Origin of the sequence: Aliiroseovarius subalbicans (assembly GCF_022678625.1) — a bacterium.
Lineage (GTDB): Bacteria > Pseudomonadota > Alphaproteobacteria > Rhodobacterales > Rhodobacteraceae > Aliiroseovarius_A > Aliiroseovarius_A subalbicans.
This window is the reverse complement of record NZ_JALBYQ010000001.1, coordinates 1,144,381-1,160,664: the sequence shown is the minus strand read 5'-3', so window position 1 is coordinate 1,160,664 and position 16,284 is coordinate 1,144,381. Positions and strand designations below refer to the sequence as shown.

At 62.6% G+C, this 16,284-nt stretch carries 15 protein-coding genes; 5 read left to right on the top strand and 10 right to left on the bottom strand.

What is annotated here, in order from left to right; all coding sequences use genetic code 11:
* Nucleotides 1-36: 36 nt before the first annotated feature.
* From ptsP to MN188_RS05755, 10 genes are all read right to left on the bottom strand, one after another.
* Nucleotides 37-2,292 (bottom strand): phosphoenolpyruvate--protein phosphotransferase, encoded by a 2,256-nt coding sequence (ptsP, locus tag MN188_RS05800; protein ID WP_242106640.1) that lies wholly within the window; start codon nucleotides 2,290-2,292, stop codon nucleotides 37-39.
* A 680-nt stretch (nucleotides 2,293-2,972) separates the two neighbouring features.
* On the bottom strand, nucleotides 2,973-4,211 hold the full coding sequence (locus MN188_RS05795; RefSeq protein ID WP_242106639.1) for an aspartate kinase: 1,239 nt from the start codon (nucleotides 4,209-4,211) through the stop codon (nucleotides 2,973-2,975).
* A 103-nt stretch (nucleotides 4,212-4,314) separates the two neighbouring features.
* On the bottom strand, nucleotides 4,315-4,968 hold the full coding sequence (locus MN188_RS05790; protein ID WP_242106638.1) for an SDR family NAD(P)-dependent oxidoreductase: 654 nt from the start codon (nucleotides 4,966-4,968) through the stop codon (nucleotides 4,315-4,317).
* Between the two features lie 16 nt (nucleotides 4,969-4,984).
* Entirely contained in the window at nucleotides 4,985-5,431 is a 447-nt protein-coding gene (locus MN188_RS05785) for a DUF1178 family protein (RefSeq protein ID WP_242106637.1), read from the bottom strand.
* Between the two features lie 63 nt (nucleotides 5,432-5,494).
* Complete coding sequence (locus MN188_RS05780; protein ID WP_242106636.1) at nucleotides 5,495-5,905, bottom strand: NUDIX hydrolase; 411 nt, start codon at nucleotides 5,903-5,905, stop codon at nucleotides 5,495-5,497.
* Between the two features lie 211 nt (nucleotides 5,906-6,116).
* Entirely contained in the window at nucleotides 6,117-7,091 is a 975-nt protein-coding gene (locus tag MN188_RS05775; RefSeq protein ID WP_242106635.1) for a threonine dehydratase, read from the bottom strand.
* Nucleotides 7,092-7,155: 64 nt separating this feature from the next.
* Complete coding sequence (locus tag MN188_RS05770) at nucleotides 7,156-8,040, bottom strand: PAN domain-containing protein (protein ID WP_242106634.1); 885 nt, start codon at nucleotides 8,038-8,040, stop codon at nucleotides 7,156-7,158.
* Between the two features lie 93 nt (nucleotides 8,041-8,133).
* Nucleotides 8,134-8,886, bottom strand: a complete 753-nt coding sequence (locus MN188_RS05765) for a PAN domain-containing protein (protein WP_242106633.1) — start codon at nucleotides 8,884-8,886, stop codon at nucleotides 8,134-8,136.
* Nucleotides 8,887-9,120: 234 nt separating this feature from the next.
* On the bottom strand, nucleotides 9,121-10,833 hold the full coding sequence (gene metG / locus MN188_RS05760; protein WP_242106632.1) for a methionine--tRNA ligase: 1,713 nt from the start codon (nucleotides 10,831-10,833) through the stop codon (nucleotides 9,121-9,123).
* Nucleotides 10,834-10,891: 58 nt separating this feature from the next.
* Nucleotides 10,892-12,118 (bottom strand): MFS transporter, encoded by a 1,227-nt coding sequence (locus tag MN188_RS05755; RefSeq protein ID WP_242106631.1) that lies wholly within the window; start codon nucleotides 12,116-12,118, stop codon nucleotides 10,892-10,894.
* Between the two features lie 178 nt (nucleotides 12,119-12,296).
* On the opposite strand from MN188_RS05755, the gene MN188_RS05750 reads away from it, so the two are divergent.
* The 5 genes from MN188_RS05750 to MN188_RS05730 all read left to right on the top strand — a co-directional run bounded on the left by MN188_RS05750 (nucleotide 12,297) and on the right by MN188_RS05730 (nucleotide 16,232).
* On the top strand, nucleotides 12,297-13,391 hold the full coding sequence (locus tag MN188_RS05750) for an ABC transporter ATP-binding protein (protein WP_242106630.1): 1,095 nt from the start codon (nucleotides 12,297-12,299) through the stop codon (nucleotides 13,389-13,391).
* A gap of 140 nt (nucleotides 13,392-13,531) precedes the next feature.
* The gene (locus tag MN188_RS05745; protein ID WP_242106629.1) at nucleotides 13,532-13,756 is read left to right on the top strand and encodes a twin-arginine translocase TatA/TatE family subunit; all 225 of its coding nucleotides are present in this window, start codon (nucleotides 13,532-13,534) and stop codon (nucleotides 13,754-13,756) included.
* 27 nt (nucleotides 13,757-13,783) lie between these two features.
* Nucleotides 13,784-14,425 carry a Sec-independent protein translocase protein TatB gene (tatB, locus tag MN188_RS05740; protein WP_242106628.1) on the top strand — a complete coding sequence of 214 codons (642 nt, stop codon included), beginning with the start codon at nucleotides 13,784-13,786 and terminating at the stop codon, nucleotides 14,423-14,425.
* Nucleotides 14,422-15,390, top strand: coding sequence for a twin-arginine translocase subunit TatC (tatC, locus tag MN188_RS05735; RefSeq protein WP_242106627.1), 969 nt, complete (start codon nucleotides 14,422-14,424; stop codon nucleotides 15,388-15,390). The genes tatB and tatC overlap by 4 nt, the downstream gene beginning before the upstream one ends.
* Nucleotides 15,387-16,232 (top strand): ATP-binding protein, encoded by an 846-nt coding sequence (locus tag MN188_RS05730; protein ID WP_242106626.1) that lies wholly within the window; start codon nucleotides 15,387-15,389, stop codon nucleotides 16,230-16,232. The genes tatC and MN188_RS05730 overlap by 4 nt, the downstream gene beginning before the upstream one ends.
* Nucleotides 16,233-16,284: the final 52 nt, after the last annotated feature.

Genomic DNA, 16,284 nt, shown 5'->3' with positions numbered 1-16,284 from the left:
GGCGCGAAGTGCAAAAATACCCTTAATGAAACCGGATCAAGTTGAACTTTTACCCTTGCGGGTCATCCATTCCAACACTGCGGGGCGCACGGATTGCGCGCCGGATAGGCGGGCCTCGTCGATCACCTCTTTCAGGGCGTCGACATCGGTGCGCCGGATCAGGTGCTTCACCGGCCCGACCGAGGCAGGGCGCATCGACAGGTGGCGCATGCCAAGGGCCGCGAAACAGACCGCCTCGATTGGTCGCCCGGCATCCTCGCCACAGAAACTGAGCGGCGTTCGGGCTGCAGCGCAACGGGTTACGATTTCCTCGATCAGGTTCAGAAAGCTCACGTTCAGCGTGTCATAGCGCCGGCGCACGCGTTCGTTTTCCCGGTCAGCGGCATAGAAGAACTGTTTGAGGTCATTGCCGCCGATCGAAATGAAATCCGCCATCTCGAAAAACTGTTGGGGTGCGAACACCATCGACGGGGTCTCCAGCATAGCACCGATCTCAAGATCCTCGGGCAGGACATGGCCCAGCCGCCGTTCACGCTCGACCTCGGCCAACAGGATTTCGCGCGCGTCGGTAAACTCTTGCAATTGCGCGATAAAAGGGAACATGACCGACAGCTTGCGCCCGGCGGCCGCGCGGATCAGCGCCTGCAATTGCATGCGCATGACGCCGGGCTTGTCCAGCCCGACCCGGATCGCCCGCCACCCCAATGCGGGGTTGGGTTCGTCCAGCGGGTTCATGTAAGGCAGCACCTTGTCCGAGCCGATATCGAGCGTGCGAAACACCACGCGCTTGCCCTTGGCCGCGTCCAGCACGCGCGAATACAGCGCCGCCAATTCACCCCGCCGCGGCACGCGACTGACGGTCAGGAACTGAAGCTCGGTGCGAAACAGCCCGACGCCGGCGGCCCCCGAGCCCTCAAGCGACGGCAGGTCCGCCATCAGGCCCGCGTTCATGTGCAGCGACACCTCGGTGCCACACAACCCCATTGCGGGTTTGTCGCGCAGCGAGACGTAGCGCTCCTGCTGCGCGGCCTCCATCGCCATCTTGTCGCGAAACGCGCCGATGATGGTTTCCTCGGGGCGCAGGTGCACGATGCCGTGTTCGCCGTCGACAAGGATGTGGTCGCCGTTCAAGGCCTCAGTCGCGACACGTCCGGCATGCACGATCAGCGGGATCGCTAGCGCCCGCGCGACAATGGCCGCATGGCTCGCGATCGAGCCTTCCTCAAGCACGATGCCGCGCAGCGAACGGCCGTATTCCAGAAGCTCGCCGGGGCCGATGTTGGTGGCAACCAGGATCGGGTGATCGGGCATTTCAGCGCCGGTTTCCCCGCCCTGTCCTGTCAGAATGCGCAACAGGCGGTTGGACAGGTCGTCCAGGTCATGCAGCCGTTCACGCAGGTAAGCATCCGGCACCTGTGCCATCCGGGTTCGGGCGGCGGATTGTTCTTTTTCTACAGCAGCTTCGGCGGAGAGACCGCGCGATATGTCTTCTTCCATCCGCCGCATCCAACCCTTGGAATTGGCGAACATACGGTAGGCTTCGAGCACCTGCATCTGGTCCTTGTCGGCGCTTTGCGCGGTGGCCAGAAGTTCATCAACCGACACGCGCAGGGTTTCCACCGCCTCTTGCAGGCGCAGGGTTTCTTCCTGCGGGTCGTCCGCGACCGGGTTGGTGACAACCACGCGGGGTTCATGCAGCCAAACCTGGCCTTCCGCTGCGCCTTCCTGACCCACGCCCCCCTTGAAGGTGACCGGGCGCTGGTGCAGGGCGGCCAGGGCCGCGCCTTCGCCGACGAACGCGCCCAGCTCGGTCATCTCGGCGATGACCATAGCCACGACCTCAAGGCCGTAGACCTCGTCCGACGTATAGTCGCGCGCGTCTTTCGACTGCACCACCAAAACGCCCAGGGTTTCCCCCAGCCGCTGGATCGGCACACCCAGGAAGGAAGTGTAAATCTCCTCGCCCGTTTCTGGCATGTAGCGGAAACCGCGTTCAGAGGGCGCATCATGAGTGTTGATCGGCTTGGCCCGTTTTGCGACCCGGCCCACCAGACCTTCGCCCACGCGCAGGCGGGTTTCATGCACGGCCTCGGCCTTCAGGCCTTCGGTCGCGCACAGCTCCAACGTCTGTTCATCGCGAAACAGGTAAATCGAGCAGACCTCGGCCCCCATGCTTTCGGCGATCAGCGTGGTGATGCGGTCCAACCGCTCTTGCCCGGCCGAGGCCGCAGCAAGCGTTTCACGCAGGCTGACCAGCAGCTTGCGGCTGTCGCTTTGTTGGCTGTCCGCCATTCGGTCCCGTCCTTCGTGATCCAATCCCCGCCATTCTAGGCGCTGTGCGCCCGCGTGCCAATTCTTTCGCAGGGAAACACCCGGTTTTTTAGCTTGGCGGCTAAAACCATGTATAGGCAGGTCGTGACGGTGAGCGTCACATCTGCATCAGATGTCCGCAGCGTCATTGATCAGGCCGATGACTTCGTCGGTTGCCTTGGTAATGTCTAAGGTGTGGTGATCATGGAAAAGCGGCAGAGTCAGATCTGCAAGCTGCTGCCGCGCATTCAAACCCGCCACAATGCCTTTTCGTCAGCAGCGTCGGATGCGACGGGACATCTTACAATTCCTTCGGTTGATCATTGGTCGCGCTGGAGACGCGGGTTCCCTACGTCATGGTCTGACCAGCCGCTTTGAAAAAAGCCGGGAAACGGGGCATACTTTCCTTTACGATGGCACATTCGCACGGCCTGTCACGAAGGAAGATGTCGCAGTGTTTCCGCTTTTGGCATCTCAAGCAATCAGTGGGATGGCCAGCGTTGAATTCAATTGGCAGGGATGAAATAGTCTGCGTCAAGCGGGCATTCAAATGCGCAGCGCGAATGTCCGCTTGGTCCCACAAACCAGACGCCGAGTTTCACGCGGCGCAGGAAAACAGCGAAATGAAGCGCCAGTTTTTTCGTTCATCGCTGCGCCTGCGTTTAGCCCGCCGTATCCAATTCAAACGCATCATGGAGCGCCTGGACGGCCAACTCCATGTATTTTCGGTCGATCAGCACCGAGATCTTGATCTCGGAGGTGGTGATCACCTTGATGTTGATGCCTTCGCGCGACAGCACGTCGAACATCTTTGCGGCGATGCCTGTGTGGCTGCGCATGCCGATTCCAACCACCGAAACCTTTGCCACATCCGTGTCGGCCAGCAGATCATGGAAGTTGATGTCACCCGCAGTTTTCGCGTCTTCCATCGCCTTCTGCGCGCGTGCCACCTGATCGACGGGGCAGGAGAAGGTCATGTCGGTGCGACCGTCTTCGGAAATGTTCTGCACGATCATGTCGACGTTCACGCCAGCCTCGGACAGCGGTCCGAAAATGGCCGAGGCGATGCCGGGGCGGTCCGCCACGCTGATCAAAGTCATCTTTGCTTCGTCGCGCTGATAGGCGACGCCGGAAACCACGTTCTGTTCCACGATATCCTCCTCGTCACAGACAAGCGTGCCTGCATTGGGGTCATATTCTTCGAAGCTGGAGAGCACCCGCAGCTTCACCTTGTAGCGCATCGCCAGCTCGACCGAGCGTGTCTGTAGCACTTTCGCACCCAGGCTGGCCAACTCCAGCATTTCCTCGAACGCGATGCGGTCCAGCTTGCGGGCCTTGTCGGTCAGGCGCGGGTCGGTGGTATAGACCCCGTCCACATCCGTGTAGATGTCGCAGCGCTCGGCCCCGAATGATGCGGCAAAGGCCACGGCTGTCGTGTCAGACCCACCCCGGCCCAGCGTTGTGATCCGACCTTCGGGGCTGACGCCCTGAAACCCTGCGACCACGGCCACTTTCATGCCTTCACCGAACTTCGCCATGATATTGGCGGGCGGGATGTCTTCGATCCGCGCGGCGGAATGCACCGATGTGGTCTGCACCGGCACCTGCCAGCCTTGCCAGCTGCGGGCGGGGATGTCCATTTCCTGCAGGCGCAGAGACATCAGCCCCGCAGTCACGTTTTCCCCCGACGACACCACGGCGTCATATTCGCGTGCGTCATACATCGGCGAGGTTTCATCGACCCAGCCCACCAGCTCGTTCGTCTTGCCCGACATGGCCGAGACGATGACGATCACGTCAAAGCCGTTGGCCACCTCACGGGCCACGCGTTTCGAGGCGCGGTGGATCCGGTCCAGCGTGGCGACCGATGTGCCGCCGAATTTCATCACAAGAATAGGCATTGGTGCCTGTCATCCCCGTTTTTCATTGCTCGCGCGTGTCTTACGCAGAGGCAGGGAAAAGGGCAAGAGCCTATGGGCGCACGGGTGTCGCGGGCTGTTCGGGTCAGAACGGATGGACCTTGCCGTCCCAGGTTTCGAAACACCCGGTGGATCCCATCGACAGGGCGGCAAAGCGGGCCATCAGCCCGTCGCGCGCCTCATCCACGTCGATCTGGGCCGCGTCCCCGCCCATGTCGGTGCGCACCCAGCCGGGGTGATAGATTCCGACCGCGATACCGTCGCCCTTCAGGTCCTGCGCCAAGTTGCGGCCCAGGTTCAGCACCGCAGCCTTCGACGCGCGATAGATATAGCTGCCGCCCGGCGCCAATTCCTGGCTGGCCATCATTGACGAGATGATCGCGATTTTGCCTTTGGCCGCGCGCAGGTTTGGCAAAAGGCTTTGAATGGTCAGAAAGACGCCCGTAACATTGGTGGCGAAGGCCTCGGCCCACATGTCGGCCGGGTATCCAGCCGCAAGATCATGCCCCTTGTCGGGGTAGATCCCCGCGTTGCACACCAGCAGATCCAAGGGTTGCCCGCCCAATCGTCCGGCCAGCGCCGCTTGGCTGCCCGGCGCGGCCACATCCAGCGTTTCCCACAGCCCGTCCTCGGGCGCCGCGGCGCGCGTGGTGCCGATCACCGCGTCGCCTGTGGTTGAATATCCGTCGAACAAGGCGCGTCCGATGCCCCGGTTCGCCCCGGTGATGAGAATGGTCATGGCAGGGCTCCGATTTTCAATTGGTCTTGCGACTGGGGGTGAAGGGTAGGGGCAGCACCGGCACCCCGTCCTCGATCAGCTGTTTCGCCTCTTCCGGCTTTGCCTCGCCATAGATTGCGCGCTCGGGGCTGTCTCCCAGGTGCATCGCGCGCGCTTCCCTGGCAAATTGCATGCCGACATAGTCGCTCTCGGCCTCGACCTTGGCCTTCATCTCGGCAATCGCGCGTTCGTTGTCGGTTGTGGCTGGGAGCGCTGGGGCGCCGGGCGCCGGCGCATCGGGGACCTTGGCCGCGGTCCGCGCCGGGCGCACGCGCGGGGCCATCAGGGATTTTTCGACGGATGCCGAACCGCAAGACGGACAGGTTACGTGACCTGCGGCCTTCAGGTCATCAAAGGCCTGGGCATCCTGGAACCAGCTTTCAAAACTGTGGTCCTGATCACATTTCAGCGCATAGCGGATCATTGTGGGTCCGTCCGTTGTGGAGTGGTGTCAGTATGCAGCCGACCACGCGGGCTGTGCAAGCGGTCAGCGGATCGTGCGCGGGTCGAAGCCTTTGATCAGCTTTCTCAGCTCAGGCTCGCGGACCATGTTGACCGCCTTTTTCAGACTGACCCATTTGCGACGGCGCTGTCCGGCCTCGGGATAGTTCTTGGCCAGTTTCTTGACCCTGAGCGGGAACACCGCGACCATGCAGGGCATCCGGTCCCGACCGCGCCCTTTCTGATATGCGTAAAAACCCAGAAGATCGTGGCTCAGCTTGCCGGTGACGCCAGCCTCTTCCCAGGCTTCGGTCGCCGCCGCACCCGCCGGGGTTTCCCCATCCATCGGCCAGCCCTTGGGAATGATCCAACGCCCGCGCCCGCGCGTGGTGATCAGCAAGACTTCAACCTTGCCATCCCGAATGCGGTAGCACAGGACGCCAAACTGAGTGCGCACCGCGCGTTTGTCGGTTACTGCCAGCCTGAGTGGCCTGTGTTTGCTTCTCGCGACGGTCACTTTTTTGTTTCGACCTTTGATGCCCATGACACCCCGTCAAATTAGCGGGATTTTGTTATCCTGCGGTTAAGATACGCCGTTTTTGCGGCTTTTCAATTGGAATTGGCACATCTGGTAGGGGAAACCGGGCTTTTTGGCAGGTCTGGTGGCCTCAAAGTGCGGGAATTGCGCCATTCAGCACGGTTGCGAACCAGTCAGAATCGATATTTCCCCCCGACAGGATCAGTCCGACCTTGCGACCCTTCTGGCGGTCTCGCTCTTGCATCAATGCGGCCAGAGGGGCTGCCCCGGCCCCCTCAGCGGCGTTGTGAGTCGCGCTGAAATACAGCCGGATCGCGTCGGCGATTTCACCGTCATCGACCGCGACGATCCGCGCCGCGCCGCGCGAATAGATGTCAAATGCGGTCTGAACCGGCACCCGCACAGCCATGCCATCAGCAAAGGTGGTGGCAGTGTTAGTCTCGACCAGATGCCCGGCCTCAAGCGAAAGCTTCGCGCCCGCGGCCCCTGTGGCGACCACGCCCACGACCTCACACTCCAACCCCAGCGCGTCGCGCGCTGAAATCACGCCGCAGATACCTGAACCGCAGCCGATCGGCACATAGACCGTGTCCAGATCAGGATGGGCCGAGAACAGCTCAAAGCCATAGGTCGCGACGCCGCGCACAAGCTCGGTGTGAAACGGCGGCACGGGCAGATAATCACCCGCTTCGGCGATCCGCATGGCTTCCAGCCGCGCTTCGTCGAAATCCGCGCCAAACTCGACCACGTCGGCGCCATAGGCGCGCATCGCCGCGTTCTTCTCCACCGAATTGCCACGCGGCACATAGACTTTGGCCTCTAGCCCGGCGGCGGTGGCGGCTCGGGCCTGGCTTTGGCCGTGGTTGCCGCGCGTTGCGGTGATGATACCGCGCGCCTCGGGGTGGGTTCGGCTCATCCAATCGATGAAGGTCACGCCGCCACGCACCTTGAAGGCGCCAGTCGGGGCATGGTTTTCATGCTTCACGATCACATCGGCCCCGGTGGCGGCGGACAATTGCGGCCAAGAGATTTGGGGCGTGGGGGCCATGTGGCGATGCACAAGCCCCGCCGCCTGGCTCAGCTCTTCACTGGAAAACAGACCCATTATATCCCTCCCGCCCGGTTGCCTTTGCCGTTCTACGACGCCAGGGCCGGGCGGGAAAGACCCCTTAGCGTTTGATGCCAGAGCGGCAGCAGCCGTCGGGGATCGGAATGCCCGCGCGGGACTTGAGCAGACAAATTGGGCCTGACCGGTCGTTGGGCTTGCGATATGTCCAGGCACCGCAGCGCGTGTCCTCGGTGCAGGCCTGACGGCACAGCATCCAGTTCGGCGCGTCCAGCTCAAGCAGGTAAAGGTCGTTGCCGGGCAGGCGCACGCTGGGCAGCGGGACATAGGTCGCGGTGGCGGGCGACGTGTCCTCTTCGGGCTCGGGGTCTTCCTCGGTGGTGCCGTCGCAACCTTCGCCGACGCACTCCCAATCGCCGGCGTCGCCGATCGTGGGCTCGTCCTCGACCGCCTCGTCCATCCCTCCGTCGCCGATGGGCGTGGTGCAATCGATTGGGTAATTTTGCGTGATTTCAACGTGTTCACGACTTCCGCTTGCCACGCAACCCTCGTTACCGGTCAGGTAGAGGTCAGCCCGCACCAGCAGGCTGTCTTCGTCGGGGTTGGCGGCGCACAGGGCGTCGGTCAGATCGGCGTGCAGGGTGGTGAACGGGTAGTTCACCACCTCAACGCTTTCCAGGTTCATGCAAGCCCGAGGCCGACCTTCGACCTCGGCCTCGTCAAAATGGTCGGTCAGGCACTGGATTATCCGGCTCCGCGCCTCCCGCCGGGCCTGATTGACCTGGGCGTAAAGATCAACGGTTTTGCGCACCGTGAAATCATAGGTCACATAGGTCTGGCTGGCATTCTGGGGCGCCACCAACAGTTCTGCGTTGCATTGGCGGGTGTAGTCCGCCAGCGCGGGCCCGAAAGCGGGCAGCGACAGCATCCCCGCCAACAGGCCGGTGATGAGCGCAGAGGCTCTTTTCGAAATGGGAGTATGTGTCATGGTGTCCTCCTTTCAACGGGCCGTTCCCCCAAGGCCAAATGGCCCAAATTCCTGAGCCGGGCCGGGGATCACGTTCACGTCGGGCCGCAGGGCTCAGTGCAGCACCTCGCCCTTGATCCCCGAAATGAAGCGTTCATCGCGGTGCCAATCCGGAACGCCGTCTTTGAAGAAGCACAGCGCCGGGTCGTTGCCATTGGCGTATTTATAGGTCCAAGCCTGACAACGATCTTCGTTCGCGCAGTCGCGTTCGCAGATCTGCCAAGGTTGTCCGGGCACCTCATACCAGCGCAGGTCTTGGCGTGGCAGGTTGTAGCCGTTGCGCACCTCGGGATCGTCAGGCGTGGCGCAATAGATGCGGTAATTGTCGACCAGGCGCACCGGCGCCCATTCGTTCGGCAACTCACAGCCCTTTTCGCCGGTGATCTGCACGGCAATGTCGATCTCAAAACTGTCGCGCCCCGGATTGGCCGCGCAGATATCGCGGCTCAGGTCCAGGCTGAGCGCACGGAACGGGTAGCCCTGCATGCCGCCTTCGGGTCGGCACATGGCGGGCGACATGTCGGTCATGCGCATGTCCCAATGGGTCTGGAAGCAGGTGATGATGTTGCGCCGCGCGGTTTCGCGGGCACGGTTCGCATACAGGCGGTTCTGGGCGTGAACCTGAGCATTGTAGTCATAGCTCAGGTCGTTTCCGGGGCCGTTCACGGTCACTTGTAAATCGGCATGACAGGACCGGGTGATGTCGGACAAGGCAGGACTTGCCGCAGTGCTGGCCAGAAGCCCGACCAACGCGGCGACAACAACCTGTTTCGGTCCGAAAATCGCGTGGATTTTTTTGTGTTCCATGGGGTGTCCTCCCGATGTCTGCGCTCTGTCCTCTTTCTTGTTTCTGTCCGGTCCTGACCGATTCTACCGCTGGGTGAGGGTCGTGTCGTTGACCTGTGCCCTGGTGGGCCAGAACAGGTTGGTTTCGGCCAAAACTGGCCGATCAGGGGGGAAGGGCAGGGCGCAGCCGACCGCACCCCGCGCAAGGGCACCGTTCGGGTCAGATCGGTCGAGGATTGGCCAGAATGAGTGAGGTTAGTCGCGCACGCCCGAGAACCGCGCCTGCCAGCCTTCACGCTCTTCATCCGCGATCTTGGAGAACAGGTTGTCCGGCACGGTGAAGGCGTGGCCCGGTTTCAAAACATCCATCGCCGCCGAAACGTCATCTGGCCAGGCGTCGTCCGTGTTCATCGCCGTGATCAGTGTGGCTGCCGCATCGGGGATGAAGGGGGCCGACAACACGGCGTAAAGCCGGATCAGGTTCAGGCTCAGCCGGATCATGCCCGCTGCACGCTCCGGGTTTTCCTTGAACACCGACCAGGGGGCTGCACTTTGCAAGTATTCGTTGCCCGCCACCCAGATCGCGCGCAGCTCATTTGCCGCTTTGCGCACGTCCATCGCCTCCATGTGGCCTTCATATGCCCGGATGCGGGGGGTCAGCTCGTCGATCAGCGCGACCTCGCTGTCGCCATAGGCGCCATCCGGCACGGCCTCACCAAATTTCGAGCGGCAGAATTTGGTGACGCGGCTGACGAAGTTGCCCAGCACGTCGGCCAGGTCCTTGTTCACGCTTTGCTGGAAGTTCTCCCAGGTGAATTCACTGTCCGAGTTTTCCGGCGCGTGGGACAGAAGCCACCAGCGCCAGTAATCCGCCGGCAGGATCTCAAGCGCCTGGTCCATGAACACGCCGCGTCCTTGGCTGGTCGAAAACTGGCCACCGTCATAGTTCAGGTAGTTGAAGCTTTTGATGTAGTCGACCAGCTTCCAGGGCTCATTCGATCCCATGATCGTGGCGGGGAAGCTGAGCGTGTGGAACGGCACGTTGTCCTTGCCCATGAACTGCACGTATTTGACATCGTCCGCGCCCATGTCAGTGCGCCACCAGCGCTGCCAATCGGCGTCGGCCTTGCCATTGGCATCGGCCCATTCGGCGGTGGCGGCGATGTATTCGATCGGCGCGTCGAACCAGACATAGAAAACCTTGCCCTCCATGCCGGGCCAATCCTGATCGCCCTTCTTCACCGGCACGCCCCAGTCCAGGTCGCGGGTGATGCCCCGGTCCTGCAGCCCGTCGCCATCATGGAGCCATTTCTTGGCGATCGAGGTGGTCAGCACCGGCCAATCCGCCTTCGCGCTGATCCAGGCGTCCAGCTTGTCTTTCATCGCGGACTGGCGCAGGTACAGGTGCTTGGTCTCGCGCACCTCAAGGTCGGTCGATCCCGACACGGCGCTGCGTGCATCAATCAGGTCGGTTGGGTCCAGCTGCTTGGTGCAGTTTTCACACTGGTCGCCGCGCGCCTTGTCATAGCCGCAGTTGGGGCAGGTGCCCTCGATGTAGCGGTCGGGCAGGAACCGGCCATCGGCGTGGGAATAGACCTGCTGTTCCACCACTTCCTCGATCAGACCGTTTTCGGCCAGCTTGCCTGCGAAATGCTGTGTCAGCGCTTGGTTGCGCGCCGACGACGAGCGCCCGAAATGGTCAAAGGACAGCCGGAAACCGCGCGCGATCTCGGCCTGCACACCGTGCATTTCGGCACAGAATTCATCGACCGGCTGGCCCGCTTTGGCGGCGGCCAGTTCGGCGGGCGTGCCGTGTTCGTCGGTGGCGCAGATGAACATGACCTCGCGCCCACGACCACGGTTGTAGCGGGCGTAAAGGTCGGCGGGCAATTGCGAGCCCACCAGGTTGCCCAGGTGCTTGATCCCGTTGATATACGGAATGGCCGAAGTGATGAGGATGCGGTTCATGTCAGGTCCCAACGCTGTTTGGGGCCGTATACGTCATGGATTTGCGCAAGGCCAGAGGTCACTCCTTGCGGTCGCGCGCGCGCCCGAACAGCCGCCCCACCACGAAGGATGTGCGCGGGGCATAGACGTAAGGTGTGCGCGCCTCGACCGTTGGCCGCGCACGGGTTCGGGTGACGCTGAAGACGATCAGCCCGGCATGTCCCAGCGCGATGAAGGCAAACAGCGCGGGCGGTCCATATGCGCCGATCAGCGACGACGTCAGAAGAGGTGACGCAATCGCCCCACAGGCATAAAAGAACATCAGCGCCGCCGACAGCTCGACCCGTTCGCGGGTGTCGGCAAAGTCGTGGGCGTGGGCAGTGGCGACGGAAAAGACCGGGAAGGTGGTGAAGCCGAACAGACCGGCGGTGAGCAGGATGCCGGTGACGCCCAACCCCGCGCCCAACACGGTGATCGCGCAGCTGCCCATCGCCGCCACCGACAGCCAGATCAGCACCCAGCGCCGGTCGTATTTGTCCGCGAGCCAGCCGATCGGATATTGCGCCAGCGCCCCGCCCAACACGAAACTGGCCAGAAACCAGGCCAGCTGCCCGGGCTCCAGCCCGACCTCCTGGCCATAAATCGGCCCGACCATGCGGAACGCGGCCGAGGTCAGACCGGCAACGATCACCCCCGCCACCGCCAGCGGTGAGCGTGTCCAGGCCAAACCGGGGCGCAGGCGCGGCGCGTCCGGGGTTTCGGGCTGGCTGGCGCGGGTCATTGCCAGTGGCAGGATCGCAGCGCAGCACAGGATCGCCAGGATGTTGTAGGACACGTAATGCGCGGGCTCCAACACGCCGATCATCAGCTGAGCCACCAGCGATCCGCCCAGATCCACGATCCGGTAGCTGCCCATCACCCGGCCCCGCGTCTCATTGGTGGCGCGGGCGTTCATCCAGGCTTCGATCACCGTGTAGCACCCGGCCACGCATAGCCCCGACGCGATCCGCATCACCGCCCAGGCGGTCGGGTTGATCCACAGCATATGCGCCAAAAGCCCAATCGCGCCCATTGCCGTGAACACCGCGAAGGCGCGCGAATGGCCGACATTGCCCATCAGGCGCGGTGCCCACCAGCAGCCAATGAAAAAGCCGATGAAATGGGATGAGCCCAACAGGCCCACCTGCGCTTTGGTGAAATCAAGCGCCAGACCGGACAGGGCGTCCAGCGGTCCAACCCCGCCCGAGCTGAGCTGAAGCAGCGCAACCGACAGAAACAGCGAGGCAAACGAGATGATCAGGCGCATGGGTTGGGTCCGGTGTTTGTGCCATCGTCGCAGGCCAGTTCGCGCGGGCTTGGCCTTTCGCGACGGGCGCGTGTCGTTTTGGACCCATCGTGCTGTCGCAGGGTTGCGGCAGGGGCGGGGGGCTGCTATCTGCCCGTAAAGCCTGATGGAAATCATCGGGTTTGACGAGGGGACGCGCGTGACCGGCGAAACACCACGGTTGGAGATCCGCAACATCCGGCGCCAGTTTGGCGGACGGAACGTGGTGAATGACGTCAGCCTGTCGGTCATGCCCGGTCAGGTCACCTGCCTTCTGGGCCCGTCGGGCTGCGGCAAGTCGACGACCCTGCGCATCATTGCCGGGGTGGATGACCAGGACGGCGGCGAGATCTTCATCGATGGCAATCTGATCAGCGACGGCGCCACACGGGTGCCACCCGAGGGACGCTCGGTCGGGCTGATGTTTCAAGATTTCGCACTGTTTCCGCACCTGTCCGTGTCCGACAACGTCGCTTTCGGCCTGAAAGGCACCCGCACGGAAAAACGCCTCAGGGTGCGCGAATTGCTGGAGAAAGTCGGTCTGACCCGGTTCCTGGACGCCTATCCGCATGAATTGTCAGGCGGCGAGCAGCAGCGGGTGGCACTGGCCCGTGCGCTTGCACCGCGCCCCAAGATCATGCTGATGGACGAACCGTTTTCCGGGCTTGATAACAGGCTGCGCGATGGCATTCGCGATGAAACCCTGTCGATCCTGAAAGAGGAAAACACCGCGGTGCTTCTGGTCACCCATGAACCGGAAGAAGCGATGCGCATGGCCGACGAAATCGCCCTGATGCGCCACGGTCGCATCGTGCAGCGCGGCGCGCCCTACAACATCTACAACGCCCCGGTGGACGAACGCGCGGCGGCCTTCTTTTCCGACGTGAACGTGATCCGGGGACGGGTTCAGGGCGCGCTGACCGATACCGCGTTCGGCCAGTTCCTTGCGCCCGGTGTGCCCGATGGCACCGACGTGGATATCGTCATCCGCCCCCAACACCTGAAGATCGATTTCGACCGAGGCGGGCAGGGGCCGTCACCGACGCCCGACCACGGCGTCTGGGCGCGTGGCATCGTCGATCGTGCCCGTTTCATCGGCCACGAAAGTCTGGTGGAATTTCGCATGGAGGCGGACGGCTCACGGCTCAAGGCGGCGGTGCCGTCGGTGTTCCTGCCAAAAGAAGGCACCAAGCTTTGGATCGCGATCCGACGTGACCGCTGTTTCGTGTTTCCTGCCGAGGTGAAACGCGCCTGACCGGCGGTTTTCCCCGCTCTGCGAACTTTTCTTGCGCGAAAACACGCTTTGGGGCTTTGATCTTGCCCATTGAAGCAATAGATAACTTGGCGATGAATGATGGGGCGGGCCGCAGAGCCGCCTGACAAGGGAGACATCACATGCTCAACAATATTGGCCTTCCCGGCCTTCTTCTGATCGCTGTCGTCGTGCTGGTCCTGTTCGGCCGCGGCAAAATCTCGTCGCTGATGGGCGAAGTCGGCAAAGGCATCACCTCGTTCAAGAAAGGCGTGGCCGAAGGCACCGCCGAGATCGAAGAACAGGCTGATGATGTTGCGGACGCCGCCAAGGACGTGACGCCGGAAAGCGAAAAAGACAAGGCGTAAGCCGGACCTCAGGAAAGGGCCCGGCCCATGTTCGACATCGGAATGACCGAACTGCTGGTCATCGGCATCGTGGCGCTGATCGTGGTGGGTCCAAAGGACCTGCCCGGCATGTTCCGCACACTTGGCCGTTTCACCGCCAAGGCCCGCGCGATGGGCCGCGAATTCAGCCGCGCGATGAACGACGCTGCGGATGAAGCGGGCGTGAAGGACGTGGCTGCGGACCTGAAAAAGGCCACCAACCCAAAGGCGATGGGGCTGGACGCGCTGAACAAGGCGGCAGATTCGTTCGAAAAGTGGGACCCCACCAAGACCGACGGCGCCGACAAGGCTGACATGGGCCCCGAGACCAAGAAGCTGTCGGAAGACCGCGCTGAGGCCGCCCGCAAGATCCGCGAAGCGACCGCGAAGAAGGCCACCGAACGCAAAGAGCGCGAAGCAGCCGAAGCGGCTGCCGAGGCCACGCCGGGAGAGGCGCCAAAGGCACCGGGCAAGAAAGCACCGGCAAAGAAGCCAGCCACCAAGAAGGCTGCTGCAAAGAAGGCCCCTGCCCAAAAAGCGCCCGCCAAGAAACCGGCCGCAAAAACCGCGCCTGCGAAGAAGCCTGCGGCAAAGAAGAAGCCCGCGGCGAAAAAAACGCCCGCGACATCAACGGACACGCCTGACGCATGAGCCAGACTGACGAGATCGAAGACAGCTCCGCCCCGCTGATCGAACACCTGACCGAGCTGCGCACGCGCCTGATCCGGGCGGTGCTGGCGTTTATCGTCGGCATGGTGATCTGCTTCACCGTCTGGAACCCGATCTTCAACTTCCTGACCCATCCGCTGTGCGATGCGATGGCCCTGCGCGGGCATGAGGATTGCGGGTTGATTCTGATCAAGCTGCAGGAAGGTTTCTTCGTCGCAATCTCGATCTCTCTGCTGGGCGGGCTGATTCTGTCCTTCCCGTTCATCAGCTATCAATTGTGGCGCTTCGTTGCGCCGGGGCTTTATAAGACCGAAAAGAACGCGTTCCTGCCGTTCCTGTTCGCGTCGCCGGTCATGTTCTTTTTGGGCGCGTCCTTCGCCTTTTATGTCGTGACGCCTCTGGCGTTCGATTTCTTCCTGGGCTTCCAACAGACCGGTTCGGTGCTGGGCGAAGATGCGGTTGAAAACGCGACCGCGGGCATTGCTTTCCAGGGGTCGGCACAGGAATACCTGTCGCTGACGATCAAGTTCATCGTGGCCTTCGGCCTGTGCTTCCAGCTTCCCGTGCTTCTGACCCTGATGGGCAAGGCCGGTCTGGTGGGGCAGGAGGGCCTGCGCGCCGTGCGCAAATACGCGGTTGTTGCCATTCTGGTGCTGGCTGCGCTGGTGACCCCGCCCGACGTGATCACCCAAGTGATCCTGTTTGTCGTGGTCTATGGCCTCTATGAGATCTCGATCTTCCTGGTGGGCCGGGTTGAGCGCAAACGCGAAGCCGACCTGAAGGCGAAAGGCCTGTGGTTCGAGGACGAAGACGAGGACGCCGAGGAAGCGGCCGCCACCACGGGGCAACATCCCGAGGAGATGGACCCTGAAGACGACCCGCTTCTGGCCGAGTTCGACGATGAGGACGACGACGAAGATCCGGGCATGGTCGACGATACAAAATGAGTGACGCCGCGCTGACCCGGATCGCCGACGCCCTGGAACGGATGTCGCCCGCCCCGCTGGCGGCACCCGATTTCACCACCGCCGACGCCTTTGTCTGGCACACATCCCCGGACCGTCTGGAGCCCGTGGCAAACGTGAACCGGGTGGCGTTGGAGCTTCTGGTCGGCGTTGACCGCTCGCGCGACACACTTCTGGACAACACGCTGCAATTCGCCCGTGGCCTGCCCGCGAACAACGCCCTGTTGTGGGGCGCGCGCGGAATGGGAAAATCGTCGCTGGTGAAGGCGGTGCATGCCGAGGCGCTGGCCCGGGGGGCTGCGCTGAAAATCGTCGAGCTGCAGCGCGAAGACCTGCCTTCGGTCGGGCGGCTTCTGAACCTGCTGCGCGACCGTGATGACCGTTTCCTGCTGTTCTGCGATGACCTGTCGTTCAGCCATGACGACCAGCATTACAAAAGCCTCAAGGCGGTGCTGGATGGCGGCATCGAAGGCCGGCCCGACAACGTGGTGTTCTATGCCACGTCTAACCGCCGCCACCTGATGCCGCGCGACATGATCGAAAACGAACGCGGCAGCGCAATCAACCCCTCCGAGGCGGTCGAGGAAAAGGTGTCGCTGTCGGACCGGTTCGGCCTGTGGCTGGGCTTCCACCCCTGTAGCCAGGACGAATACCTGACCATGATCCGCGGCTATTGCGCCGCCTATGGTGTCGAGATTGACGACGAGACCCTGTGGGCCGAGGCGATCGAATGGCAGGCGACGCGTGGTGCGCGGTCGGGCCGGGTGGCCTGGCAGTATTTCACTGACCTGGCCGGGCGTCGGGGCGTGGCAATCGGCCGCTGAGACCCTGTGTCGGGCTTGCACGTCCCCATTTTCGGTTCATAATGCGCACAAC

What these genes read in the sequence shown, in the direction of transcription:
- ptsP (WP_242106640.1), bottom strand. Translation starts at nt 2,292, where the DNA reads ATGGCGGACAGCCAACAAAGCGACAGCCGCAAGCTGCTGGTCAGCCTG.
- MN188_RS05795 (WP_242106639.1), bottom strand. Translation starts at nt 4,211, where the DNA reads ATGCCTATTCTTGTGATGAAATTCGGCGGCACATCGGTCGCCACGCTG.
- MN188_RS05790 (WP_242106638.1), bottom strand. Translation starts at nt 4,968, where the DNA reads ATGACCATTCTCATCACCGGGGCGAACCGGGGCATCGGACGCGCCTTG.
- MN188_RS05785 (WP_242106637.1), bottom strand. Translation starts at nt 5,431, where the DNA reads ATGATCCGCTATGCGCTGAAATGTGATCAGGACCACAGTTTTGAAAGC.
- MN188_RS05775 (WP_242106635.1), bottom strand. Translation starts at nt 7,091, where the DNA reads ATGGGTCTGTTTTCCAGTGAAGAGCTGAGCCAGGCGGCGGGGCTTGTG.
- MN188_RS05770 (WP_242106634.1), bottom strand. Translation starts at nt 8,040, where the DNA reads ATGACACATACTCCCATTTCGAAAAGAGCCTCTGCGCTCATCACCGGC.
- MN188_RS05765 (WP_242106633.1), bottom strand. Translation starts at nt 8,886, where the DNA reads ATGGAACACAAAAAAATCCACGCGATTTTCGGACCGAAACAGGTTGTT.
- metG (WP_242106632.1), bottom strand. Translation starts at nt 10,833, where the DNA reads ATGAACCGCATCCTCATCACTTCGGCCATTCCGTATATCAACGGGATC.
- MN188_RS05755 (WP_242106631.1), bottom strand. Translation starts at nt 12,118, where the DNA reads ATGCGCCTGATCATCTCGTTTGCCTCGCTGTTTCTGTCGGTTGCGCTG.
- MN188_RS05745 (WP_242106629.1), top strand. Translation starts at nt 13,532, where the DNA reads ATGCTCAACAATATTGGCCTTCCCGGCCTTCTTCTGATCGCTGTCGTC.
- tatB (WP_242106628.1), top strand. Translation starts at nt 13,784, where the DNA reads ATGTTCGACATCGGAATGACCGAACTGCTGGTCATCGGCATCGTGGCG.
- tatC (WP_242106627.1), top strand. Translation starts at nt 14,422, where the DNA reads ATGAGCCAGACTGACGAGATCGAAGACAGCTCCGCCCCGCTGATCGAA.
- MN188_RS05730 (WP_242106626.1), top strand. Translation starts at nt 15,387, where the DNA reads ATGAGTGACGCCGCGCTGACCCGGATCGCCGACGCCCTGGAACGGATG.